Annotated in this window: 21 protein-coding genes; 6 read left to right on the forward strand and 15 right to left on the reverse strand. The window is 65.4% G+C overall.

Annotated features, from left to right (window positions below; all coding sequences use genetic code 11):
* The first annotated feature begins 112 nt into the window (after positions 1-112).
* Entirely contained in the window at positions 113-1,081 is a 969-nt protein-coding gene (locus RUGAMON1_RS18190) for a 2-hydroxyacid dehydrogenase (protein WP_445231831.1), read from the forward strand.
* Positions 1,082-1,196: 115 nt separating this feature from the next.
* Complete coding sequence (yjjJ, locus tag RUGAMON1_RS18195; RefSeq protein ID WP_445231832.1) at positions 1,197-2,570, forward strand: type II toxin-antitoxin system HipA family toxin YjjJ; 1,374 nt, start codon at positions 1,197-1,199, stop codon at positions 2,568-2,570.
* Here the strand turns inward: yjjJ and RUGAMON1_RS18200 are convergent.
* The 5 genes from RUGAMON1_RS18200 to RUGAMON1_RS18220 all read right to left on the reverse strand — a co-directional run bounded on the left by RUGAMON1_RS18200 (position 2,527) and on the right by RUGAMON1_RS18220 (position 5,871).
* Entirely contained in the window at positions 2,527-3,312 is a 786-nt protein-coding gene (locus tag RUGAMON1_RS18200; protein WP_445231833.1) for a GGDEF domain-containing protein, read from the reverse strand. The two genes, yjjJ and RUGAMON1_RS18200, sit on opposite strands and share 44 nt — an antisense overlap.
* Positions 3,312-3,698 (reverse strand): DUF1987 domain-containing protein, encoded by a 387-nt coding sequence (locus tag RUGAMON1_RS18205; RefSeq protein WP_445231834.1) that lies wholly within the window; start codon positions 3,696-3,698, stop codon positions 3,312-3,314. Before RUGAMON1_RS18205 ends, RUGAMON1_RS18200 begins: the two co-directional genes overlap by 1 nt.
* Before the next feature lie 18 nt (positions 3,699-3,716).
* Entirely contained in the window at positions 3,717-4,274 is a 558-nt protein-coding gene (locus tag RUGAMON1_RS18210) for a SiaB family protein kinase (RefSeq protein ID WP_445231835.1), read from the reverse strand.
* Between the two features lie 11 nt (positions 4,275-4,285).
* Positions 4,286-5,500 (reverse strand): SpoIIE family protein phosphatase, encoded by a 1,215-nt coding sequence (locus RUGAMON1_RS18215; protein ID WP_445231836.1) that lies wholly within the window; start codon positions 5,498-5,500, stop codon positions 4,286-4,288.
* A 113-nt stretch (positions 5,501-5,613) separates the two neighbouring features.
* Entirely contained in the window at positions 5,614-5,871 is a 258-nt protein-coding gene (locus RUGAMON1_RS18220) for a hypothetical protein (RefSeq protein ID WP_445231837.1), read from the reverse strand.
* A gap of 187 nt (positions 5,872-6,058) precedes the next feature.
* Here RUGAMON1_RS18220 and RUGAMON1_RS18225 point away from each other — a divergent pair, with 187 nt between their 5' ends.
* The gene (locus RUGAMON1_RS18225) at positions 6,059-7,702 is read left to right on the forward strand and encodes a methyl-accepting chemotaxis protein (RefSeq protein WP_445231838.1); all 1,644 of its coding nucleotides are present in this window, start codon (positions 6,059-6,061) and stop codon (positions 7,700-7,702) included.
* Between the two features lie 36 nt (positions 7,703-7,738).
* Here RUGAMON1_RS18225 and RUGAMON1_RS18230 read toward each other — a convergent pair whose 3' ends face one another.
* From RUGAMON1_RS18230 to RUGAMON1_RS18250, 5 genes are all read right to left on the reverse strand, one after another.
* Positions 7,739-8,335 (reverse strand): protein-S-isoprenylcysteine O-methyltransferase, encoded by a 597-nt coding sequence (locus RUGAMON1_RS18230; RefSeq protein WP_445231839.1) that lies wholly within the window; start codon positions 8,333-8,335, stop codon positions 7,739-7,741.
* 198 nt (positions 8,336-8,533) lie between these two features.
* Positions 8,534-10,651, reverse strand: a complete 2,118-nt coding sequence (locus RUGAMON1_RS18235) for a TonB-dependent receptor plug domain-containing protein (protein ID WP_445232078.1) — start codon at positions 10,649-10,651, stop codon at positions 8,534-8,536.
* Between the two features lie 70 nt (positions 10,652-10,721).
* Positions 10,722-14,861: an EAL domain-containing protein gene (locus RUGAMON1_RS18240; protein ID WP_445231840.1), complete on the reverse strand. Its 4,140-nt coding sequence runs from the start codon at positions 14,859-14,861 to the stop codon at positions 10,722-10,724.
* The gene (locus RUGAMON1_RS18245) at positions 14,861-15,994 is read right to left on the reverse strand and encodes an ABC transporter substrate-binding protein (protein ID WP_445231841.1); all 1,134 of its coding nucleotides are present in this window, start codon (positions 15,992-15,994) and stop codon (positions 14,861-14,863) included. Before RUGAMON1_RS18245 ends, RUGAMON1_RS18240 begins: the two co-directional genes overlap by 1 nt.
* 118 nt (positions 15,995-16,112) lie before the next feature.
* Positions 16,113-17,039 carry an ABC transporter substrate-binding protein gene (locus RUGAMON1_RS18250; protein ID WP_445231842.1) on the reverse strand — a complete coding sequence of 309 codons (927 nt, stop codon included), beginning with the start codon at positions 17,037-17,039 and terminating at the stop codon, positions 16,113-16,115.
* A gap of 146 nt (positions 17,040-17,185) precedes the next feature.
* Between RUGAMON1_RS18250 and RUGAMON1_RS18255 the strand changes: the two genes are divergently transcribed.
* Positions 17,186-18,568 carry an MATE family efflux transporter gene (locus tag RUGAMON1_RS18255; protein WP_445231843.1) on the forward strand — a complete coding sequence of 461 codons (1,383 nt, stop codon included), beginning with the start codon at positions 17,186-17,188 and terminating at the stop codon, positions 18,566-18,568.
* On the opposite strand, the gene RUGAMON1_RS18260 is transcribed toward RUGAMON1_RS18255, so the two are convergent.
* Positions 18,565-19,464, reverse strand: a complete 900-nt coding sequence (locus RUGAMON1_RS18260; RefSeq protein ID WP_445231844.1) for a LysR family transcriptional regulator — start codon at positions 19,462-19,464, stop codon at positions 18,565-18,567. The two genes, RUGAMON1_RS18255 and RUGAMON1_RS18260, sit on opposite strands and share 4 nt — an antisense overlap.
* A 118-nt stretch (positions 19,465-19,582) precedes the next feature.
* Here RUGAMON1_RS18260 and RUGAMON1_RS18265 point away from each other — a divergent pair, with 118 nt between their 5' ends.
* Together RUGAMON1_RS18265 and RUGAMON1_RS18270 are read left to right on the forward strand one after the other, a co-directional pair.
* The gene (locus RUGAMON1_RS18265; protein WP_445231845.1) at positions 19,583-20,326 is read left to right on the forward strand and encodes an SDR family oxidoreductase; all 744 of its coding nucleotides are present in this window, start codon (positions 19,583-19,585) and stop codon (positions 20,324-20,326) included.
* Positions 20,327-20,443: 117 nt separating this feature from the next.
* Positions 20,444-21,346, forward strand: coding sequence for a carbohydrate kinase family protein (locus RUGAMON1_RS18270; protein ID WP_445231846.1), 903 nt, complete (start codon positions 20,444-20,446; stop codon positions 21,344-21,346).
* 43 nt (positions 21,347-21,389) lie between these two features.
* Here the strand turns inward: RUGAMON1_RS18270 and RUGAMON1_RS18275 are convergent, their stop codons facing one another.
* The 4 genes from RUGAMON1_RS18275 to RUGAMON1_RS18290 all read right to left on the reverse strand — a co-directional run bounded on the left by RUGAMON1_RS18275 (position 21,390) and on the right by RUGAMON1_RS18290 (position 24,256).
* Positions 21,390-21,800, reverse strand: a complete 411-nt coding sequence (locus RUGAMON1_RS18275) for a type 2 periplasmic-binding domain-containing protein (RefSeq protein ID WP_445231847.1) — start codon at positions 21,798-21,800, stop codon at positions 21,390-21,392.
* A gap of 11 nt (positions 21,801-21,811) precedes the next feature.
* On the reverse strand, positions 21,812-23,014 hold the full coding sequence (locus RUGAMON1_RS18280) for a porin family protein (protein ID WP_445231848.1): 1,203 nt from the start codon (positions 23,012-23,014) through the stop codon (positions 21,812-21,814).
* Between the two features lie 274 nt (positions 23,015-23,288).
* Positions 23,289-23,729, reverse strand: a complete 441-nt coding sequence (locus RUGAMON1_RS18285) for a carboxymuconolactone decarboxylase family protein (protein WP_445231849.1) — start codon at positions 23,727-23,729, stop codon at positions 23,289-23,291.
* 104 nt (positions 23,730-23,833) lie between these two features.
* Entirely contained in the window at positions 23,834-24,256 is a 423-nt protein-coding gene (locus RUGAMON1_RS18290; protein ID WP_445231850.1) for a hemerythrin domain-containing protein, read from the reverse strand.
* Between the last annotated feature and the right edge of the window lie 3 nt (positions 24,257-24,259).

Raw genomic sequence — 24,259 nt, forward strand, 5'->3', positions numbered from 1 at the left:
TCGGGGCGCGCTCCTGGAAGGTAGCTTCCAGCATACGGAAATGCCGACAGAAAGTCTACGCAAAGCCACGGGAAACCTGCGCCGCCGTTTGCACAATCGGTACAATCGTGACATGGACCATGAAACCAATATCAAACCGGAAATACTGGTGCTGGCGGCGAGTCCGTCGGCGGCCGTGATGGCGCAGCTGGAGCACGCGTTTCACTGCCATCACCTGTGGCGCCAGCCCTGCGAGGCGCAGCCTGAATGGCTTGCGGGTGTGGCGGGGCGCATACGCGGCGTGCTGACGACGGGCGCGATCGGCATCGGGCCGGCGCTGCTGGCGCAGTTGCCGCGGCTGGAGATCGTCGCCGTCAACGGCATCGGCGTCGACGCGGTGGCGCTGGATGCGACGCGCGCGCGTGGCATTTTTGTCACCAACACTCCGGGTGTGCTGACCGAGGATGTGGCGGATCTGGCATTGACGCTGCTGCTGTCGGCGGCGCGGCGGCTGCCGGCGCTGGACCGGCATGTGCGCAGCGGCGCCTGGGAGCGCGGCATGCCGCTGGCGCCGACGCGCGCGCTGCGGGGCAAGGTGTGCGGGGTGTTCGGCTTCGGCCGCATCGGCCAGGCGGTGGCGACGCGGGCGGCGGCGTTCGGGATGCGCACGCGCTACTTCCAACCGCGCCCGGTGGACGGCGTGGCGGTCAAGCGCTGCGCCACGCTGCTGGAGCTGGCGCGGGCCAGCGACTATCTGGTGGTGTGCGCGCCGGGCGGCGCGGCCACGCGGCATGCGGTGGATGCCGCGGTGCTGGCGGCGCTTGGGTCGGAGGGCACGCTGGTCAACGTCGCGCGCGGGTCGCTGGTGGACCAGGAGGCGCTGGTCGCCGCGCTGCGCGACGGCACGCTGGGCATGGCGGCGCTGGACGTGTTCGACAACGAGCCGCATGTGCCGGCGGTGTTGCGCGAGCTGGAGAACGTGGTGCTGACGCCGCACGTGGGCAGCCTGACGGTGGAGACCCGCCACGCGATGGGCCAGCTGGTGCTTGACAACCTGCTGGCCCACTTCGGCGGCCGGCCGCTGCTGACGCCAGTACCTTGAAGAATCGTTTCAAAGATAGCCCTATTTTGAATGTAACTACTTGAATATGCTATAGTTATTTAAGAAAAATCGTTTCAATAAACGTTTCAATACTATGGCATCTTCGAGCGATATCTTGCAGATCATTCGATTGGCTCGGGTCATTTCCGGCGCCGACTTGCTGCTGCGCCTACAGAAAGCACGACCTACGCTGAGCCGCGCCACCATGATGCGGATGGTGAAAGAGCTGGGCGACCAGATCGTCGTCCGTGGCGCCGCCCGGCGCACCAGTTATGCCGCCCGCCGCCCGTTACGCGGCACCATCGCGCCCATCGCGTTGTATCGCATCGACCGCCAAGGGCGCGGAAAACAGATTGCGACCCTCGACCCCATTTATCCAGCCGGCTGCGCGATGCGCTATGAGCAGCCGTTCGAATGGCCATTGGCGCAGGAGATGCGCGACGGCTGGTTTCCGGGTTTGCCCTATCCGCTGGATGATATGCGGCCACAGGGTTTCCTCGGACGGCAGTTTGCGCACCGCTACGCCGATCTGCTGCAAACCGGGGCGGACCCGCGAAGATGGCAGGAAGACGATGTACTGCATGCGCTGTCCACAATGGGGGCCGACAGCGCCGGCAACTACATCCTGGGAGAGGTTGCATATCGTCGTCACCTCGAGACGATGCAACGCGGCTACACTGTGATTGCGGATAGAGGAGTGGCTGCCGCCTATGGCCGGCAGGCAGCTACGGCGATGGAGGCGGGCATTGCCGGCTCTTCGGCCGGCGGCGAATTCCCTAAATTTACCGCCTGCCGCGAGCGCAGCGAGGGCAAGACGCATGTCATCGTCAAATTCTCCGGAAACGATAATTCGCCGGGTGCGCAGCGTTGGGCGGATCTGCTGATATGCGAACATCTGGCGCTCGAAACGCTGGCCAGCCATCTGGCGCTGCCAGCGGCGCGCAGCAGTATCCTCCGTCATGATCAACGTACTTTTCTGGAAGTCGTGCGCTTCGACCGCCATGGGGAGTTCGGACGTTCGCCGGTCTGCACCTGGGCCGCGCTGGACGCCGCGCTGTTCGGCATGGCGGGCGAGGCCTGGACCAAGGTGGGCAAGCGCCTGGCCGACGAACGATACATCAGCGACGATACCCAGGCGTGCATCAACCGCTTGTGGCACTTCGGCCGCTTGATCGGCAACACCGATATGCACGAGGGTAATCTGGCCTTCATACCGGGAGCGGCGGGACAAGCGCCGCTCACGCTGGCGCCGGCCTACGACATGTTGCCGATGCTGTACGCGCCGGTGCGAGGCGTTGAGTTGCCGTTTCGTAAGTTCAAACCCGGCTTGCCGCTGCCGCAGGAGCGCGCGGACTGGATGGCGGCAGCGGCTGCCGCCATTGAGTTCTGGCGTGCCGCCGCTGGCGACCGGCGCATCGGTGCAGCGTTTCGCGCCATCTGCAAATTCAATGGCAAGGAGCTGATACGTCTTCAGGCGCTGGTGGCGTAGAGGTGGCGTGCGGCGGCGGCAGCTGCGTGTGCAGCTTGACGCAGTTGCGGCCGGCGCGCTTGGCGGCGTATAGCGCTTCGTCGGCGTGGCTGTAGGCGGTTTCGAAGCTGGTGCCGGCGCGGTTCCAGCTGACGCCCACGCTGGCCGTGATCTGGCGGTCGATCGGCGCGGCGAACACCTGGTCGGCGATGGCGTCGCAGATGCTGGCGGCCACCCGCATGGCTTCGTCGATGGCGCTGGTCGGCCACACCACCGAAAATTCCTCGCCGCCGACGCGGCCTATCGCCACCGCAGGCCCCAGCAGCTCCTGCAGGCAGCGCACCACGGTCTGGATCACGGCGTCGCCGGCCGGGTGGCCGAAATCGTCGTTGACCCATTTGAAGTGGTCGATATCGAGCACGATCAAGGCCATGTCGCCGCGTTCCAGGCAGCCGGAAGCCTGCTCGATGACGGCGCCGCGATTGAGCGCGCCGGTCAGCGGATCGTGGGTGGCGCGGTATTCCAGCTGCAGCGCCAGTTCGTGCAGCTGGCGGTTCATCTGGTTCATGTCCAGTTCCGCGCGGTCGCTGCGGCGGATCAGGCGCCGGCTCTCGCGCATCAGGCGCTCGTAGTGGACGATCATTTCGGCCAGCGCCGCGCGGGCGTCGGCGCGCGGATCGGCGTGGGCCGCCCTGGCGTTGGCCAGCGCCGCGCTCTCCAGCGCAAACAGGTCGGCTTCTTCGCGGCCAGGGATGGTCATCATCAGTTGCTCACTGGGTGGTCTTGGAAATCCAGCGCGCCGAAATCGTCCTGCAACTCCTGGCCGAATTCGAGGATGGTGTCATCGTCTTCGTCGTGGTACCAGTTCAGGCGCACCTGGTTACCGGCGATGGCGGCCTTGTTCAGCGCATCGAAGAAGGAGAACAGCATCTTGGTGCTGGAGCTATTGAAGTAGGCCAGCGAAACGTTGACGGTGATGCTGGCGTCGACGCAGCCGTCCAGCCAGGCCTGCACGCGCGCGATCAGCGGGCCGTAGAAGGCTGCCGCGTTTTCAGGATAGGACTCGCCCTTGATCGACAGGGTGTGCTGGTCGAAGCGGAAGTCGATTTCCGGCGAGGTGGGCGAGGCGCTGATGAAGAGGGGTTCCATATCTGTTCCAGTACTGATTTAAATGATCGCTTTGATGCAGAACACCGTGGTGTCCGGGTGCTGCGCTTCCTGCACGAACTCGAACTCCAGCGGTTCGCTGGCGTCGCGCGCCATGGTAAGGAAACCCAGGCCGGCGCCTTTGCTGTCGGCCGGCGTCTCGTCGCGCAGCGCCTTCTTGTAGGCGGACTTGATCTCTTCCATCGTCATCGTGTGCAACGGCTCCAGGCGGTTGCGGATGCGCTCGACGTTGGCGTTGTCGACCGGATTGGCGCACAGCAGGAAGAAGCTGTCGTCCTTCATGCCGATGCAGAAGGAGCCGCGCCGCATCTGCTGGTCGCTCTGTTCGTCCGGCGTCAGCGTGTCCGACGAGTAGTGCATGATGTTCTGCGACATTTCGACGAAGGACGAGAAGATGCGGCGGCGCGTCGGCCCGGCCGCACCGGCGGTGTCCAGCCGTGCCTTGATGGTCTCGGAAATGGCGGCCACCACGTGCTGCGAGAAATAGCCCACGTAGAAAAAGATGATGTGGCGCTTGCGGGCCACGTCCCAGAAATCGTTGAATTCTTCGTACAGCAAAATCGGCGCTCCTATGGGCGGAAACAGAAAAAGGTCAGGTCGTCGCGGCGCGGCTGTTCGCCTTGCCAGGCCTGGTAGTCGGCCAGCATGGCGTCGCTGACGTCGCGCGCGCCGGCGCCGCTTTGGGCCAGCATGACGTCGCGCATGCGGCGCTTGCCGTAGGCGATTTCCTTCGGGCCGCCGATCTGGTCGATCAGGCCGTCCGTGGTCAGGAACAGCAGGCTGCGCTCCGGGATGGTGATGATCTTGTTGGTCCAGGCGTAGTCCAGCGGCGTGTCGACGTAGCCCACGCCCATGCGCTCGCCGTCCACCGTCTGCACCGCCTGCTGGTCCGGGTCGAGCTGGAACAGCGGCAGCTTGGCGCCGGCGAAATGCAGCTGGCGGCTGGCGTTGTCGAACCACAGGAAGGCGGCGTCCATGCCGTCGTTGGAGGCCGGCGCGCCGTGCTGGCTGTGGCGCTGCTCGACCTGGCCCAGCATGCTCTTGACGCCGCGATTGACCTCGGCGATCAGCGCGGCCGGATCGCGCGGACCCAGTTGCTGCAAGGCCTGCGCCAAAGTCGACGACGAGATCAAGGTCATGAAGGCGCCCGGCACGCCGTGGCCGGTGCAGTCGGCGATGGCGGCGAACCAGCCGTCCGGATAGCGCGCGAAGTGATAAAAATCGCCGCCGACCACGTCGCGCGGCTGCCATTCCAGGTGGGCGTCGCGCAGCGTGCCGGCCAGCGCCAGGTCGGAAGGGCGCAGCAGCGAGCGCTGGATCACGCTGGCGTAGTCGATGCTGTGCATGATCTGGCGGTTCTTTTCGGCCTGCATATTGGCCACCACGTTCATCAGCTGCAGGCCGAAGCCCACGCCCGCCAGGCCGCCGTCGCGGGTGACGATGAAGCCGTCGGCCAGCGCCTTCTCGCCCGATTCGACGGCGCGGAAGGTCAGCTCCTCGATGCTCATGGCGGCGTCGACGATCAGCGGTTCCTTGTCCATGAAGGCGATGCAGCTCTTCTTGCCGTACAGCTCATGGTAGAAGGGCTTGGACATCTGCGACATGAAGATGTTGCGGCTGATGAGGCCGATAGGGCGGTCGCTTTCCAGCACCGGCAAGCTCATCAGATCACGGCGCTCGGTGAACAATTCCAGCACGCTGAAATTGCTGGTGTCGGACAGCACCGAGACCGTCTCTACGCACAGGTCGGCGGCGACGGACAGGCGAAAACGGGGCAGGTGCAAACGAGAGGCATTGAACTCCACGGCCAGTAACCTTTGGTTGACTACAGTGCCGGTAATGCTAATGGGAAATTGTTACGAGCCGATTACATCTTAACCAAAAGAAAAGTATGTTATCAGTCTGCGCATAGCGACAGCATGAAACTCAGGTGCTGGCTGATGGCGCCCCGTTCGGCGTCCAGCCGCAGGTCCTCGCTCTCGGTGGCGAACTCGTCGCGGATGGCGTGGCACTGCGCCAGCGTCGCGTCGAGCGAGCGCAACATGCCGTGCAGGCCGGCCTCGCTGTACCAGATGCGCAACAACTTGCTCAGCGCGAGCACGGCGTCTTGTTCGGATTGCAGCAGTTCGGCTTCGGCGTCGGGGAGTGTGCTCACGATTTTCAGAGGAGGCAGGTGGTCAAAGCAGTATATACGTATTCGGCAGAATATTGCTCTTGAAAAATATATATTGTTTTCACATAAACATATATGAATAAGTTGCCATGCGGTAATATCCCGGTCATATTCGGCGCGTATATTCGCACTCATCTTGTGCGAACCGCACTTCTCTTACCGAAACGTCATGAAAATTCCACAACTCAATACCGCTGTTCGTGTGATGGCCTCGTTCGCCGCGCTGTTGTTCCTGATGGCCTGCATGTCCGGCGTTGCCTTGTGGCGCTTGCAGACGGCCAATGACACCACCTCCAACCTGGTCAACCACAAACTGGCCAGGCAGCAGCTGACCTCCGAGCTGCTGGGCATGACCGAGTTGAACGGGCTGCGCGCCACCTCGATCGCCCGCAGCGACAGCCTGGAAGTGGGCGACATTTTCCAGGCCCAGCTGAGCGCCGGCGAGAAGCTGGCCACGGCCCTGGAAGCCAGGCTCACGGCAATGCCGGCGCAGGGCGCGGAAACGGAATTGCTGCGTGCCGTGGCCGGCAAGAAGGCCGCCTACCTGGCGCTGCGCGCCGAACTGTTCAAGCTGAAGGACAGCGGCCGCACCCAGGAAGTGGGCGATCTGCTGGACAACAAGATGGCCGCCGTGTTCCAGGCCTACACCGGCGCGCTGGGCAAGCTGCTGGCGTATCAGACGCAGCAGGCGAAGGCGCAGGCCGAAGAGTCGGCCAGCCAGTTCGACGGCAGCCGCGCCATGCTCGCCGGCCTGGGCCTGGCGTCGCTGGCGCTGGGCGCGGGACTGGCGCTGGCGCTGGCCCGCAGCATCGTGGGTCCGTTGACGCAGGCGGTGGCGCTGGCCGAGCAGGTGGCCGCGGGCGAGCTGCATGTCGCCATCCGGCACGGCCGCAGCGACGAGATCGGCCAGCTGTTCGATGCGCTCAGCCACATGACCGGCCGCCTGGCCGATACCGTGGGCCGTGTGCGCGACGGCGCGGTGGCCATCGACGCCGCCTCGCGCGAGATCGCCAAAGGCAATATGGATTTGTCGCGCCGCACCGAGCACCAGGCCGGCGCGCTGCAGGAGACGGCGTCGGCGATGGTTGAGCTGACCTCGGCGGTCAAGCAGAACAGCGGCAATGCGCGCCAGGCCAACCGCCTGGCGGAGTCGGCGTCGGCGGTGGCGGGCAAGGGCGGCAAGGTGGTGTCCGAGGTGGTGCAGACCATGGCCAGCATCAACGCCTACGCGCACAAGATCGTCGACATCACCAGCGTGATCGACAGCATCGCCTTCCAGACCAATATCCTGGCGCTGAACGCGGCGGTGGAGGCGGCGCGCGCCGGTGAGCAGGGACGCGGCTTCGCCGTGGTGGCGTCCGAGGTGCGCAACCTGGCCCAGCGTTCGGCCAGCGCGGCCAAGGAGATCAAGCTGCTGATCAACGAATCGGCCGAGCGCATCGCCAGCGGCAGCGAACTGGCGCAGGCGGCCGGCGCCACGATGGAGGAGATCGTGCTGAGCGTGGAGAAGGTGACCGGCATCATGTCGGCCATCAGCGCCGCCAGCGCCGAGCAGGAACACGGTATCGAGCAGGTCACCGCCGCCATCAGCGACATGGACGACGTCACCCAGCAGAACGCCGCGCTGGTGGAAGAAGCTGCGGCCGCCGCCGACGCCATGCAGGACCAGGCGCGCGAGCTGGCGCAGCTGGTGGGCTCGTTCAAGATCGATGCCGATGGCTGGAGCAAGAACACGGTGCGGCCATTCCCGGCTGTCGCGCCGCGCGCCGCCTTGCCTGCGACCAAGGCGCAGCAGTTGCGCCGCGCCGCGTGATATGCCGCGACAGGGGCCGTCGGCATGGTGCTTTTCTTAAGGAGTCCGCCGGAACCAAGGAAACAGGCGATTCGTCCGCCGCTGGTAGTCTGCATAAGCGGTTCCGAAATGGTCCAGCATCATTTGTTCTTCTTGATTGATGCGGGTGAAGTACAGGAGTGCAAAGGTGAGCAAGAAAGCGGGTGCAACGACGAAATTCCCAATTAAGAACAGCTGCGCAGCCGCAACCGTAAATACGGCCGTGTACATTGGGTGCCGTATGTGGCGATAGATACCGTTGGAAATTAATTCATGGGATGCTTTGAGTTCTAGTGTTGGAGAAAACTGGCGGCCCAGATCCCGGTGCGTCTTCCAGAATAAAGACAGGCCCAGTACCGCGAGCGCGCTGCCTAAGCAGCCGGCGCCGACGCTGACCCGGTAGTTCGCGAAATTGAACCAGGGCGTCAGGAGGTACAGCAGTGGTAAAGTAGTCGAGCCTGTGAAGACGAGCATCAAATAGAACTTGGCTTTCCCACCCTCCCTGGATTCAACGGACTGAATTTTTTTGTTCTTGTATTCGGAAGGGGCACGGATGAGGAAACACAGAACCAGCATGACGACGAAGACGTAGTCGAATATCGCCAGGCGATGCATAGGCCCCTCCTTGTATGAGACTAGTTTGCAGTTAAATGGCGACCCGGGCAGGGACGCCGCGCATGTCGTCCGCTCATTCTGACGCCACTTCGCGAATTCGACCCGGCCGAAATTGCTTGGAACTGCCGCATCCCGCGCCAGCGATGTGCGCACTTGCGCGCGCCACTACGCCGAATTTCCTGCCGGATCGCCAGCCACTTACATCTTGTACGACGCTTGCAGCGAGATGGTGCGCGGCGCCATCGGCAGGTCGTGCGGCAGGCTCAGGCCGGGCGCCGGGCTCGGTTCGCGCACGTCGGTGTTGAAGGCGTTGCGCACCGCCAGCGCGAAGTTCCACTGGTTGCGGCCGGCGTGGGTCGCCAGAGTCAGGTCGACGGTGGTGTAGTCGGAGATTGCCGGACGGGCGTCGCCGAAGGCGCGCATGCGGCCCGCCACCCAGTTCAGCTGCGCGCCGGCCTGGTAGCCGCTGGCGAAGGTCCAGTCGCCACGGCCGAAGGCGTGATGGCGCGGCGCATAGCCGGCGTCCGTATGCGTGGTCTGGTCGATGGAGCGCTGCCACGCGTAGTTGCCCGCCAGGCGCAGGTCGCGTGTCACGGTCCAGTTCGATTCGAGCTCGATGCCGTGGCCTTTCTGGTCGCCGGTGTTGGCGTAGGCGCCGCCGGTGCCCGGCACCACATTGGGCACGACGCGGATGATGTTCTTCATATCGTAGCGATAGAAGGTCAGGTTGACGGTGGCGTCGCTGCGGGCCTGCCAGTTGAAGGCCATCTCGGTGGTGGCGTTGCGCTCGGGCTTCAGGTTCGGATTGCCCAGCGCGACCGGATTGGTGATGCCATAGCTTTCCACGAAGGCCGGGGCGCGGAAGGCGCGGCCGTACAGCAGCTTGGCGGTCAGGTCGAAGCTGGCATCCCACACCAGCGCCAGGCGCGGATTGGTGGTGCCGCCGAAGTCCGAGTAATGGTCGTGGCGCACGCCGGCGGTCAGGCTCCAGTCCTTGGCCAAATTCCATTCGTCCTGCAGGTACAGGTAATCGATCTTGCGCCGCTGTGGCCGTATGAATGGCGTGGTGTTGGTGGTGTCGATCACCGCCGGCAGTGGAATCGGCGTGCCATTGCCCGCGTAGTTGAAGTTGCGCCATTCATGGACACGGTACAGGTCGATGTCGTCGTGGCCGAGGCCGATGCGCAGGTGGTGATCGCGCAAGCCGCTGTAGTCGGCGTAGCCGGACAGGCGGTAAGTGCGCTCCCAGGTCTCCGGCACGCCGATCATGCCGTTGGTGAAAGTGCCGGTCGGGAAGGTCGCGCCCGGTGGCAGCAACTGATACCAGGTGTTCACTTCCTGCGAATATTGCTGCGTGCTGAGGCTGGCTCCCAGGCCCCATTCGCGCGTCACTTGCGGGTCGGCCCAGGCCAGGTTGCTGGTGATGCGCTCGCTTTGCTGGCGGCCCACCGGGTCCAGCGCCGAGGCGATGCCGGCGCCGGTGCCCATGTCGTAGCGTTTCTTGTAGCCGAAGCGGGCGCGCCATTGGCCATAGATCAGGTCAAGGTTGCCGTCGATGGCCTTGTACTGGTTGTTGAGCGGGCCGGGCGCCAGGCTGGCGTGGCTCTTGAACAGCGTGTCGTTGCGGCTCTGGGCGTCGGCGTCGAGGGTGCGGTCATTGCCGTCGGTCTGGCCGGCGCGCAGGTAGGCGGCCACTTCGACCGGGCCGAGCTTGCCGCCGTGCTGCAGCCAGGCGTCGCGGCTGTTGAACGAACCGGTGCGGGCGCCGAGCTCGGTGCCCGGCACTTCGCCCGGGCCCTTGGTGATGAGGTTGATGACGCCGGAGAAGGCGTCGGAACCGTACAGCGCCGAACCGGGGCCGCGGATGATCTCGATGCGGGCGATGTGTTCGAGCGGATAGCCGGCCCAGATGTTGCCCTTGTTACCGATATAGGCCGTGGTGATGGGCACGCCGTTTTGCAGCATCAGGATTTGCGGGGTGTAGGCGCTGACGATGCCGCGCACCACATACAGCGGCGAGTTGCTGTTGGGCGTGCGGTTGACGTGCACGCCGGGCACGCTTTCCAGCACCTGGTCGAGGTCGGTGGCGCCCATGGCGGCGATGTCGGCCGCAGTGATCACGGTGGCCACGGCCGGCGCGCGCCGCAGCGTTTGCAGATTGCCGGTGGCGATGCTGACGCTGTCGCTGGCGCCGTAGACCAGCGCCAGTTCGTCTTCTTCCGTCACGGGATCGGCACTGGCCTGGGCCATGCCGTGCACTGCCACCAGCGGTAGGGTGAGTGCCGCGGTCAGATACAGCCGTTGGGCGCTCAACACTTTCAAAATGCTATCTCCTGTTACGTTTTTTTTTGATTCTAGCCTGCCCCTTGTTGCCAAGGTATAAAAATCAACAGATCTTTGCCGCAACTGTTGTAGCCGTGTCTATATGTCGTCGTACCAGTTCGGCGAACTGCTCGGCCGGCACCGCGGGACTGAGGAAGAAACCTTGCATCATGTCGCACTCGCGCCCTTTGAGGAATGCCAGCTGGGCCTCGGTTTCCACGCCCTCGGCCACCACTTCCAGGCGCAGGCTGTGGGCCAGCGCGATGATGGCGCTGATGATGGCGGCGTCGTCGGCGTCCTGCGGCACGTCGCGCACGAAGGAGCGGTCGATCTTGATGATGTCGACCGGGAAGCGCTTCAGGTAGGACAACGAGGAATAGCCGGTGCCGAAGTCGTCGATCGACAGGCGCACGCCCAGCGAGTGCAGGCGGTGCAGCGCGGCCAGTGTGTCCTGGGCGTTTTCCATCAGCGTGCTCTCGGTGATCTCCAGTTCCAGCAGGTGCGGCGCCAGGCCGGTGTCGGCCAGCACGGCTTCGACCGAGGCGGCGAAATCCTTTTGCAGCAGCTGGCGCACCGACAGGTTGACCGCCACCCGCATCGGCGGCAGGCCGGCGCAGATGAACTGCTGCAGCTGGGCGCAGGCGGTGCGCAGCACCCAGTCGCCCAATGGATTGATGAGGCCGGTTTCCTCGGCCAGCGGGATGAAGTCCACCGGCGGTATCATGCCGCGCGTCGGATGGCGCCAGCGCACCAGCGCCTCCATGCCGATGATCTTGCCGCTGTCCAGGCAGGCCTGCGGCTGGTAGAACACTTCCAGCTGGTGCTGCTGCTCCATGGCGCGGCGCAGGTCGCTCTCGAGCCGCACGTGCTCGGAGATCGAATGCTCCATCGACGCTTCGTAGAACTGGAAGCCGGTGTTGGTGCGCTTGGCGCGGTACATGGCGCTGTCGGCGTGCTTGACCAGGGTGGCGACGTCGGCGCCGTCGTGCGGATACATGGCGATGCCGACGCTGGCGGTGACGAAGATGTCGTGGCCGTCGATCGGGAACGGCGCCGACAGCACGCGCACGATGTTGTGGGCGGCGGTGGCGGCGGCGGCCGGGCTGTCGAGCTCGTTGAGCACGACGGTGAATTCGTCGCCGCCCAGGCGGGCCACGGCGTCGTCGGCGCGCACGGTGTGGCGCACGCGCTGGGCCACGGCCTGCAGCAGGCGGTCGCCGACGTCATGGCCGAGGTTGTCGTTGACGTACTTGAAGCGGTCCAGGTCCATGAACAGCACGGCCACCTGCTGGCCGTCGCCGGCCTGGCGCGCCTGGTCGATGCTGGCGGCCAGCAGTTCGAAGAACAGCGTGCGGTTGGGCAGGTTGGTCAGCACGTCGTTGTAGGCCAGGTGGCGGATGCGCTTCTCGGCGCGGTTGGCCTCGATGATGCGGCGCACCCGCTGCGACAGCACCGCATAGTGGATCGGCTTCGGAATATAGTCGCTGGCGCCGGCGGCGAACGCGCGCTCGACCGACGAATTGTCCTGCAGCGCGGTGATCATCAGCACCGGCACGGCGCCGGCGTTGGGCAGTTCCTGCATGCGGGCGCAGGCGGTGAAGCCGTCCATCACCGGCATCATCGCGTCCATCAGGATCACGTCGGGCTGGAAGCGCGCCAGCATCGCCAGCGCCTCGGCGCCGTTGGCCGCTTCCTCGACGTGGAAGCCGTCGCGCTGCAGGGTGTGGCGCAGGGTGCTGCGGGTGCTGCGGTCGTCGTCCACCACCAGCACTTGCGGGCGGTCGTCGCCGGGCAGCGCGGCCAGCGGGGCGGCGTCGCTGATCTCGGCGGACAGGAAGGCGGCCAGCGCCTCGTAGTGGGCGCGCAGCGGCGCCAGCAAAGGCGCGATCTGTTCCGGCTGCTGCTCGGCGGCGTAGTGCTCGGCTTGCTGGGCCAGCTGGGCCAGCGTCTCGGCGCCGAAGTTGCCGGACGCGCCCTTGAGCGCGTGGGCGCGGATGCGGGCGGTGGCCATGTCGCCGGCCCGCACCGCTTGTTCCAGTTCGTCCAGGCAGGCCGGCATGTCTTCCAGGTAGGGCGTGACGGCGTGCGGCAGGGTGTCGCCCAGCACTTCGCGCAGCTTGTCGAACACCACCGGGTCGACCGGGCAGGGGCCGCCGTAGGCGCGCGTCTCGCTTGCCGCGGCGGCCGGCGCGGCCTGGTGGGCAGGGGTGCTCAGCGGGCCGCCGTGGGGCAGCCATTTTTCCAGCTTCTGGCGCAGCTCCACCAGCGTGATCGGCTTGGCCAGGTAATCGTCCATGCCGGCGGCCAGGCATTTTTCGGCGTCGCCGACCTGGGTGTTGGCGGTCATCGCCACCAGCGGCGTGCGCCGGCCCATGGCCAGCTCGGCCAGGCGGATGTGGGCGGTGGCTTCGTAGCCGTCCATTTCCGGCATGCTGCAATCCATCAGGATCAGGTCGAAGCGCTCGCGCTGGGCGGCGCGCACCGCCTCCACGCCGTCGGCGGCGAATTCGCAGACGCAGCCGTTCATCGCCAGCATGCCGGCGGCCACCATCTGGTTGGTGCGGTTGTCTTCGGCCACCAGCACGCGGAACTGGCGCTCCGGCATGGCGACCGGGCTCAGCGTGGGCGGCGGCGCCGCGGCCGGCGTCGCCGCAGCGTTGGCCGCTGCCGGCGGGCGCATCGGCAGCGGCGGACCGGCCACCTGCTGCTGCGCCGGACGGCAGCGTATCGTGAAGTGGAAGGTGGTGCCGGCGCCGGTGACGCTGTCGACGCCGATGCGCCCGCCCAGCAGTTCGACCAGCTGCTTGCAGATGGCCAGGCCGAGGCCGGTGCCGCCGTAGCGGCGCGTGGTGCTCGGGTCCGGCTGCACGTAGGCTTCGAACAGGTGGCGGCGCACTTCCTCGCTCATGCCGATGCCGGTGTCGCGCACCTCGAAGCGCAGGCCGAAGTCGGCGCCGGGCGCCAGCGCCACGCCGACCGCCACTTCGCCCTGGTCGGTGAACTTGACGGCGTTGCCGATCAGGTTGATGAGGATCTGGCGCAGCCGCAGCGAATCGCCGGCGATGCGCACCGGCACCTCGGGCGCGACGTTCCAGTTCAGCGCCACGGCCTTCTGCTGCGCGGGACGGGCCACCAGTTCCAGCACCTCGGACAGCAGGGTGCCGAGGCAGAACTCGGTCTCTTCCAGCTTGAGCTTGCCCGCTTCCATCTTGGAGAAGTCGAGGATGTTGTTGATCAGCGCGATCAGCGTGCGCGACGAGTTCCAGGCGACGTCGACGAATTCCTGCTGGCGCGGCGTGAGGCGGGTTTCCTTCAGCATGTCGAGCATGCCGACCACGCCGTTGAGCGGCGTGCGCACCTCGTGGCTGACGGTGGCGGCGAACTGCGCCTTCATCTGCGCCATGTTGACGGCGGCGTCGCGCGATTCCTTCAGCTCGGCCTCGCGCTGTTCCAGCACGTTCATCATCTGGTTGAAGGCGTGCGCCATCTCGATCAGGTCGCGCGGGCCGGCGGGGGCGGCGCGCATGCCCGATTCGCCCGACTCGGCGCGGCGCATCAGCGTCGACAGCGCGTTGAGCGGATTGATCATGTGGCGCGTCAGCAGGCGGCCCAGCACCAGCAGCACCACGGCGAACGACAGCGTCAGCGCCAGGTTGCCCAGCAATAGCGACCAGGTCAGCTGCTTGAGCGTGTTCTTGGCGATCTGCACGTGGACGTAGCCCAGCAGCTGCTGCTGGTGTTCCTGCAATTCGAACGGCGAGGCTTCGCTCTGGCCGCCGTACACCGGCGCGGCGAACAGCCAGCCGTCGGCGGTTTCGCCGACCAGGCCGGCGTGCGCCGGCACCACTTTGTTCAGGTTGGCGACGTCCAGCGTGGCGCCGGCCACCACCTTGGACAGCAGGACCTTGCGCTTGGCGTCCATGATCTGCAGCGCCGCCACGTCGGGGAAGGAGAGGGTGGAATTGACCACCTCGCGGGCGTTCTCGGCCGAGTGGAACAGCAGCGCCAGCGTGCTCTGACGCGCCAGGTTGTCGGCCACGCGCTGGCCCTGGCCGATGAAGTAGTCGCGCATGCGGGCATTGGCTTCCCACGAATTCATCAGCGCCGAAAACACGGCCAGGCCGAGGATGGCGGCCGAGACGATGACCGTCAGTTGGCGCTGGAAACCGGTGCGACGGAGAAAGTTACGGACTATGGAGATCATCAGGGCTGCGGGTAGACAAAGTCGAAACTGCGCTGTTGCAATGCGCCCAGGTTGAGGCCGATATGGCTGGCGGTACGGAGATTGATGGCGGTCTGCAGCTCGCGCAGCGGCACCAGCGGACGGCGCCGCACATCGCCGGCGATCACGCCCAGCGCCGAGGAGGCCAACGTGCGGCCCAGCTCGACGTTGTCGGGCACCATGGCGAACAGCGCGCCTTTCTTCACGTGCAACACGTTGCTCGAGAACAGGGGCACGCCGCTGTTCCACGATTCGCGCAGCACCAGCGGCAGGATGGTGCTTTCCTCGACGGTGGTGCTGTCGTGCGGCAGCCAGACGGCGTCGTGGCGGTTGTCGGCGGCGCCGATCAGCTGGGTGTACAGCTGGGCCGCGCGGGCCAGGTCGCCGGCCACGTGGGTTTGCAGCTCCAGGCCCTGGGCCTTGGCCGCTTCGCGCGCCAGCTTGACCAGCCATTCGGATTTCTGCGGGTTGTAGACCACGATCACGCGCTTGAGCTCCGGCAGCAGCACGCGCAGGCGCGAGAACAGCATGGCCGGATCGGGCGTCATGCTGATGCCCATGACGTTCTCGGCGTCCGACAGCAGCAGCACGCCGCCAGCCAGCACGGCGATCTCGCGGTCCAGCCCGGCGGTGGCGTTCAAGCCCTGGCGGCCCAAAGCGATCACCACCCTGGTGCCGTTGCGCTTGAGCGTGGCGTTCAGTTCGGCCGTATCGATTTTCGGGTCGACCGGATAGCTGCGCACCTTGAGCTTGGTGCGCTCCTCGATGCCCTGGATCATGGCGATGAAGGCCGAGCGGAACGGCTCCTCCACATTCGGATAGACGACGGCGATGCTGCCCTTGCCGATCGAGGCCTGCAATTCGGGACGGCGCAGCTGGTCTTCCAGCTGGGCCAGGGTGACGGGGCGTACGTCGGCGCGCAACGGCGTCTGCGGCGGTGGCAAGATCGGTTCGACCGGAGCGATCAGCATGCCGCCATGGGCGGCGCTGGCGCTGACCAGGGCGATGCTCGACGGCACCACGCCGCCGGCAGCGTGCGTCGCGCCGGTGACGCTGGCGAGCAGCAGGGCGCCGGCGCGTCGCAAGCGCCGCAGTTTGAATATTGTGTTTTTCATCATACTATCTTTGCTACATCGCTACCACGGCGCCAGGAACGGCGCTGTCAAGATGCTTTCATAGTATAAGCCGAGACTTTGCAATTCGGAAATAAAATCGCCGCTAGCGACCTGAACGCTAGGGCTCGGGGAAGACCGCGTCGAAGCTCCGTTGTTGGCTGGAGACAAGATTCAGGCCGATGTGGCTGGCGGTGCGCGAGTTCAGTGCGCTGCGCACCGCCCGCAGCGGCGTCACGCCCCGTTTCGGCATGTCGCCGTTCTGCACGGCCAGGGCCAGCGCGGCCAGGTCGCGGCCCAGCTGCACGTTGTTGGGGTACATGCCGAACAACACGCCTTTCTTGACGTGCAATACGCTGCTGGAAAACACCGGCAGGTTGCGGCTCCATGACTCCTTCAGCACCAGCGGCAGGATGGTGGTTTCCTCGACGGTGATAGCGTCCTGCGGCAGCCACAGGGCGTCGCGATGGCCGTCGGCGGCGGCGAACTGGGTTTCGTAGGCGCGCGCCGCGCCGGCCAGGTCGCTCGCTTCCAGCGCCACCAGTTCCAGTCCCAAGCCACGGGCCGCCTCGCGCGCGAGGCGGATTTGCGCCTCGTTGCTGGCCGGGTTGTAGACCACGATCACGCGGCGGATGCCGGGCAGCAGGGTCTTGAGCATGCCGAACAGCAGGGCCGGGTCGGGCGCCAGGCTGATGCCGTTGAGGCGTTCGGCCTCCGGCGCCGAGCCGACGCCGCCGACCACCACCCCCTGCGCCGGGTCGAGCATGGCGGCCGCCTTCAAACCCTGGCGGCCGAGGGCGATCACCACCTTGCCGTTCTTGAGCGTGTTGCGCAGTTCGTTCAGGTCGCTGCCGGCGCCCAGCGCGATCGCGCGCGGCTTGGCCTTGGCCTGGTCTTCGACGCCCTGGAGGATTTCGGCAAACACGGTGCGGTAGGGTTCGCCGATGTCGGGATACAACACCGTCAGCGTCTGGGCGTTGGCCCGCCCGCCGAGCAGGCTCAGCAGCAGGGTGATTGAAAAGGCAACGACGTTGATGGTTAATCGCACAATGATAGTCGTAGCGTGTTGAGTCAGCGGAAGTGTATCCTTTGCTAACGATTTTACATCCATAGATTATTTCAATGGTGACAGTGAAAGCGCTTCCAGTTGATGTAAACTAAGATTAATTCGCAACACTTCTTTGCCAGCTCAAGATGCCCGCCGCCAAAACGCCGATCCGTACCCCGCCCATGTTCAATCTTGCCTGGCCCTTGCTCGTCGAGCTGGGCTTGGCGATCGCCTCCAGCGTCATCGGCACCGGCCTGGCGTCGCGCATTTCTGACGAGGCTGGCGGCGCCTTCGCCATCGCCAGCCAGGTGTCGGCCACGTTGTTCATTTTATTCCGCATCATCGGCGCCGGGGTCAGCGTGGTGGTCACGCAGAACCTGGGCGGCGGCCAGCGCGACGCCGCCAACCACGTCGCCTGCGCGGTGGTGGGCGCCAGCACCTGGCTGGGCGCCGTCACCGGCCTGTTGGCGCTGCTGGGCGCGAACGGCCTGCTGCATCTGCTGAACGCGCCGGCCGAAGTGCTGCCGCTGGCGGCGCCGTTGCTGCAGGCGCTGGCGCCGGCGATGCTGCTCGATGCGTGGAACGCGTCGATGGCCAGCGTGATGCGGGCCCACCTGCGCACCCGCGACACGCTGGTGGTGCTGGTGATCATGCACGTCAGCCACCTGGCGCTGGCGATACCGATGATGCACGGCTGGGGTCCGATTCCGGCGCTCGGCCTGCCCGGCTACGCGTATGCGCTGGCGATCAGCCGCGCCATCGGCCTGGCGCTGCATTTGCTGATGTGGCGCGTGCACCTGGGCATCCGCGTGGCGCGCGACGACTGGTGGCGCTTGCCGCGGCGCGAACTGGGCGCGGTGCTGCATATCGGCCTGCCCGGCGCGGCCGAGAACATCGCCTGGCGGCTGGCCTTCATGGTCAGCGTGGCGACGGCGGCCGAACTGGGCGCCAGGTCGCTGGCCACGCAAGCCTATGTGCTGCAACTGATGGGCGGGGTGATGATGTTCTCCATCGCCACCGGGCTGGCGGTGGAGATCGTGGTCGGCTACCTGATCGGCGCCGGACGGTTGCGCGAGGCGCACGGCGTGGTGCGGCGCGCGCTGGCGCGTGGGCTGGTGGTGTGCATCCTGATCGCCGCCTGCGCCGCGCTGCTGGGCCGCTGGCTGCTGGGCTGGTTCACGCAGGACCAGGAGATCATCGCGGCCGGCGCCACGCTGCTGTGGATTACCGTGCTGCTGGAGCCGGGCCGCACCTTCAACCTGGTGGTGATCAACGCGCTGCGCGCGGCCGGCGACGCGCGCTTTCCGGTGATGGCGGGCGCCTTGTCGATGCTGCTGGTGCTGGCCGGCGGCAGCTGGCTGCTGGGCGTGGTGCTGGGCTGGGGCTTGCCGGGCGTGTGGATCGCCTACGCCGCCGACGAATGGATACGCGGACTGATCATGTGGCGGCGCTGGCAGACCCACGCCTGGGTGCCGCACGCGCGGGCGTCGCGCAAACGTTTGCGGCCGGTGATCGTGGTGGAAGGCTAGACGGATTCGCCGAAGCGCGCCGCGATCCAGTCGATGAACACGCGCAGCCGGTTGCTCAGGTGGCGGTTGGGCGGATAGACCACATGGAAGGGGTAGGGCGGCGGCTGCCAGCTTTTCAGTATCGGCACCAGCGCGCCGCTGGCGATGTGGTCGCGGGTGATGTACTCGAAGGTCTGGATCACGCCCAGGCCAGCCAGCGCCGCCGCGAAGTGGGCATTGCTCTCATTGACGCCGATGGCGTGGCGCGGCCGTATCTCGACCTTCTGCGCGGCGCGCGCGAAGGCGATCGGCGTCGCCCGGCCGGTGCGGGCCGACAGGTAGTTGACCACCCGGTGATCGCCTTCCAGCTCGGACGGATGTTTGGGCGTGCCGTGCTGCGCCAGGTAGGCCGGCGTGGCGCAGGTGACCCATGCGGCCTTGCCGATCTGGCGCGCCACCAGCGACAGGTCGGTGACGGCGCCGCCGCGGATCACGCAATCGACGTTGTCGCTGATCAGATCCACATGGCGGTCGCTGACGCCCAGGTCGAGCTGGATGCCGGGGTAGCGCGCCAGGAATTCCGGCAACGCCGGCACCAGGATGCGGCTCGCCACCGAGGAGCCGGCGTCCACCCGCAGATGCCCGCGCGGCATGGCCTGCGCCGCGCCGAAGCTGCTGTCGATGTCGCCCAGGTCCTTGAGCAACCGGGTGGCCTTCTCGTAGTACTGGGCGCCGTCCGCCGTGACGGCGACGTGGCGCGTGGTCCGCTGCAGCAGCTTGACGCCCAGGTGCGTCTCCAATGACTGCACCAGCTTGGTCACCGTCGCCTTGGGCATTTGCAGCGAGTCCGCCGCCTTGGTAAAGGTGCCGGCTTCCACCACGCGGGCGAAGGTGCGCATTGCCAGTAGCTGATCCATGATTCCTCCTGCTTTCGATTATACACACAGGTGAATAAAGCATTTGTTTGTAGCTACTTTATCGAATAATGACGCGGGCTTAAAGTGGGTGCTCTCAACACAACCTCAGGAGCACATCATGAAACTGGCAGGCAAAACAGCACTCATCACCGGCGGCACCACGGGCATCGGCCTGGCAACGGCACAGGAATTCGCAAAACAGGGGGCGATGGTCTACATCACCGGCCGCCGCCAGCCGGAGCTCGATGCGGCGCTCGACGCCATCGGCCACGGCGCCGTCGGCGTGCGGGCCAACAGCGCGCGGCTGGAAGACCTGGACCGCGTGTATGCGGAAATCGGCCGCCGTTCCGGCCGGCTCGACATCCTGTTCGCCAACGCCGGCGGCGGCGACATGCAGCCGCTGGGCGCGATCACCGAAGAACATTTCGACCGCATCTTCGGCACCAATGTGCGCGGCACGCTGTTCACGGTGCAGAAGGCCTTGCCGCTGTTGAAGGATGGCGCGTCGGTGATCCTGTCCGGCTCGACGACGACGGTGCAGGGCACGGAGAACTTCAGCGTCTACAGCGCCAGCAAGGCAGCGGTGCGCAACTTCGCGCGTTCCTGGCTGCTGGACCTGAAGCCGCGCGGGATCCGCGTCAATGTCATCAGCCCCGGTCCGGTGGGCACGCCCGGCTTGGCCGGGCTGGTGCCGGCCGACCATGTGGCGGGCTTGCATAGCCACCTGGCCAGTCTGGTGCCGATGGGGCGCCTGGGCGAAGCGGCGGAAATCGCCAAGGGCGTGCTGTTCCTGGCGTCGGCCGACAGCAGCTTCGTCAACGGTATCGAGCTGTTCGTCGATGGCGGGATAGCGCAGATCTGACGATGGCGCGAGTTTGGTAATTTAACTACATTTCGCCCAATACAAAGGCATTATGTTGTTGACTGCATAAGTATTGACTGTTATTTTGCTACATTCTCAACCTTCCGGGAGTGTGAAATGCAACAGCTTTCTGACGTGCGCGTGCTGGTCGCTGGCGGTGTCGGCATCGACACCATTGTGTTGGTGCCGTCGCTGCCTTTGGCCGAGGCGGATTCCATCCACGTACCCGCCGTGTACGACTACGTCGCCCACACCGGCAACGGCGTGGCGCTGGGCTTGCAGGCGCTGGGACATCGTCCGGTGCTGCTCGACTTCATCGGCGCCGACGCGCAGGCGGAACTGGTCCACGCGCGCTACCGCGAGCGCGGCCTGGAATTCCATGGCGTGGTGCATGCCAGCGGCACGCGGCGCAGCGTCAATCTGGTGTCGCCGGACGGACGCCGCCTGTCGCTGTACGACGGCCGCCATCCGGACGACTTGCGCATGGAGCGCGACTTTTATCTGCCCCACATGGAGCGCGCCCGGCATCTGCACCTGACCATCATGCCCTGGGCGCGTCATTGGTACGACGACGCCGCAGCCTGCGGCCTGCCGGTGTCGACCGACCTGCACGACTGGGATGGCAGCAATCCCTATTATCACGATTTCGCGCGGCGTTCCGACCTGGTCTTTCTCAGCACGGCGGCCTTGCGCGGGCGGCATGAGCAGGTGATGCGGGAGATACTCGATACGGGACGGGCGTCAGCGGTGATCGCCATGGCCGGCGCGCAGGGCAGCTACCTGCTGCGGCGCGGCGATGCCGAGGTGCTGCATGTGCCGTGCGCCAAGCTGGACCTGCCGGTGGTCGACAGCAATGGCGCGGGGGACGCCTTCGTCAGCGCCTTCCTGCACGGGAAATTCCAAGGGATGGGAATCGAGGACTGCATGCGGCTGGGCGCCATCTCCGGCGCCTTTGCCTGCAGCGTGCCTGGTACTGCGGAGCGCAGCTTGTCGCTCGATGAGCTGGCGCGCTATCTTTAAAACCCGAAAGTTGCGGTCCAACTTTCGGGTCGATGCTGCTGGCTTAAGGCACGGTGAGGATCACCTTGACCGTGTCGTCGACCTGCGACTTCTCGATGTAGCCGATGGCCTGAGGATCGGCCGCCACGGCCTTCTTCACCTCGGCGCTGGAGCCCAGTTCCTTCGGCGCGCTGGCTTTACCGGTGAACACCAGCTTGGACCAGATGGCCTTGACCTGCGTGGAGTCCTTGTCCAGCACTTTTTTATAGAACTCGTTGCGCAGCGGGCCGTCGGTATGCTCGATCGGCGTGAACAGCGTCGATTTGCCGAGGAAGAACTGGGCCGCCTGCTCGCCGAACATGCGCGTGGCCGGATTCTTCGGACTGACGATGACGACGATTTCCGTCGCGAACACAGGGGCGATGGCGAGCCAGGCGCCGGCTGCCAACAATACTTTTCCGATTGTCGTTTTCATATGGATTCTCCTTAGAAGACGAAATCGATGGCGGCGGCGTACACGTTGACGGTGCTGCCCGCAAAGCCCGGTTTGGGATTGAGGAAATAGCCGGCGCCGTCGCGCGTTTTGATGCGGTCCATCTGCACTTTGAACGCGGCAGATTTGTAGAAGTCCCAGCGCAGGCCGATGCCGGTGGTCGATTGCAGGCCGGACTTGATGGCGGCGTTGGTGCCGGCGGTCAGCGCGGCCAACGGGCCGGCGGTCGGCATGCCGGAGAAGTCGCGGATGCTGTCCTGCTTGACGTCGCCGTGCACGATGAAAGGCACGAACTTGCCGTAGCGGTAGCCCGCCATGATGTACCAGCTGCTGGTGTCCGGCACCAGGCGCGATTCGGTCTTGCGCTTGGCGTATTCGGCCTGGCCGATGATGTTGTTGTAGTCCATCGCAATGCCGGCCGAGGTGAAGGTGCCCTTGATGTCGGTGAGCTTGACTTCATTGGCCACCGAGGTCAGGCCGACCTTGTTCAACGTGCCCACCAGGCCGGACAGGCTGGCGTTGTCGTAGATGCCGAAATTGGCCTGGGAACGGCCCAGGCGATAGGTGAACGGGCCGTTCTCGACCACCAGCTGGGTCGATATCACGGGTTTGAATTCGACCCGGTAGTTGCCGGGCGCGCGCACCGTGGTGCGGCCGATCGCCGCCTGCGCGGTCACGGTGGTGTCGCCGAAGCTGTGCTGGTAGGTGACGTCGCCGCCGTCCGCGTTGTCGGCGGTGACCTGACGGTACACTTCGTTCGGCGGGCGCAGCATGGTGTTGGCGTAGCCGACGTTGCGCACGTCGGAGATCATGTACACCGGCAGGCCGATGCGGCCTACGCGCAGCGAGAAGTCGTCGTTGACCTTGAACTTGGCGAAGGCCCATGCCAGCTCGGCGCCGAATTGATCGTTGTTGCCGTTCTTGCGTACCAGGCCTTGCGCGGTGAAGGAGATGGTGTCGCTCCACTTGGCGGTGGCCTGGATGCCCAGGTTGGAATCGACGCCTGGACGGGCGTCCTTGCCGACGCCGGAAGCCTGGTTGACGCGGTTGAATTCTGCCTGGTCGGAATTGGTCATGGTCAGCGCGCCGGTGCCGAATCCGCTGACGGTGATCGGCATGCCGTCTTGCGCATGGGCGGTAGTGGCCAGGGCACTCAGGACTGCTAAAGTTGTCAATGCAAGCTTGGGTTGTTTCATCGTGTACCCCTCCTTAGGTTAATGGCGGCTGTAGTTGTGCTGTTGTGCGCCTTATTTAGTGTGGACCGGGGGAGGGGAAAGGTGGGTGTTTTTAAGACAAAATGTCACAATTCCGTTGTTCCATGGCAACGGATTGCAAAATGGAAGCGGTATCACATGATGCAAACGGCAAGCTTGTTTAAAGGTTGTGCTTGATGTGGCGCGGTTTTTGGGCCGCCGGCGGCGCCTGTTGTCCTGAACATGCAAGACACAATTGACGCCGGCCGCCGAAGCCTTACAGCGCCGGAATTTTGCGGAAGCCGACGCCCAGGCGGTTCCAGGAGTTGATGGTGTTGATGGCCAGCGTCAGGTCCACTTGTTCCTTGGGTGTGAACTGGGATTGCAGCCGTTCGTAGTCGGCGTCCGGCGCGTGGGTGGTGGAGAGCTGGGTGAGCGCCTCGGTCCACGCCAGCGCGGCCTGTTCGCGTTCGGTGAAGAACGGCGTCTCGCGCCACGCCGCCACGCCGTGCATGCGGCGGTCGGTTTCGCCGGCCTTGCGGGCGTCGGTGGTATGCATGTCGATGCAGAAGGCGCAGCCGTTGATCTGCGAGGCGCGCAGCTTCACCAGCTCCAGCAGCGGCGCCTCCAGGCCCAGCTTGTTGACCGCGACTTCCAGCGCGATCATGGCCTTCATCGCGTCCGGCGAGGCGGTGTAGAAATCGGTACGTGCGTTCATGATGGTTTCCTTCGGAGTGGTTGGTGAGTGCGTCCATTCTAGGAGACCAATCATGGCCTGCGGGAGGCCAATTCCGGCTAAAAACGCTAGTCCATGTCGCCGCCTCAGGCCAGAGCGTGCGCCGATTCGATGGCCGGATAGAACTCCCGGTCTTCCTTCTTCATGCGTTCGTACAGCGTCTTGAGCACGCGGTTGGCTTCATCGCGGAAGGCTTCCGGCTGTTCGGCCAGCTGGCGTGGCGTGTTCCAGCGGCCGGCGAAGCCGAGGTACTCGCCGCCGATGCCGTCCATCTCCTTGCGGTAGCGTTGGCTCATGCCGGCCAGCGCCGCGTTGCCGCTGGCCTCCAGCGTCGGATAGAGTACGCGGTCCTCGACGGCCAGGTGCAGCTTGATGATGCCGCTCATCGTGACGATGCGCTGCGAAATGTCCGCCGCGTGTTCGGCGATGCCGGCTTGCACCAGCCGGCGCAGGTCGGCGATGGCGCTGAGGATGTCGATATGCTGGTGTTTGAATTTGTCGATGTTCATGCT

Origin of the sequence: Duganella rhizosphaerae (genome assembly GCF_040364205.1) — a bacterium.
In the GTDB taxonomy this organism is placed as follows: Bacteria; Pseudomonadota; Gammaproteobacteria; order Burkholderiales; family Burkholderiaceae_D; genus Rugamonas; species Rugamonas rhizosphaerae.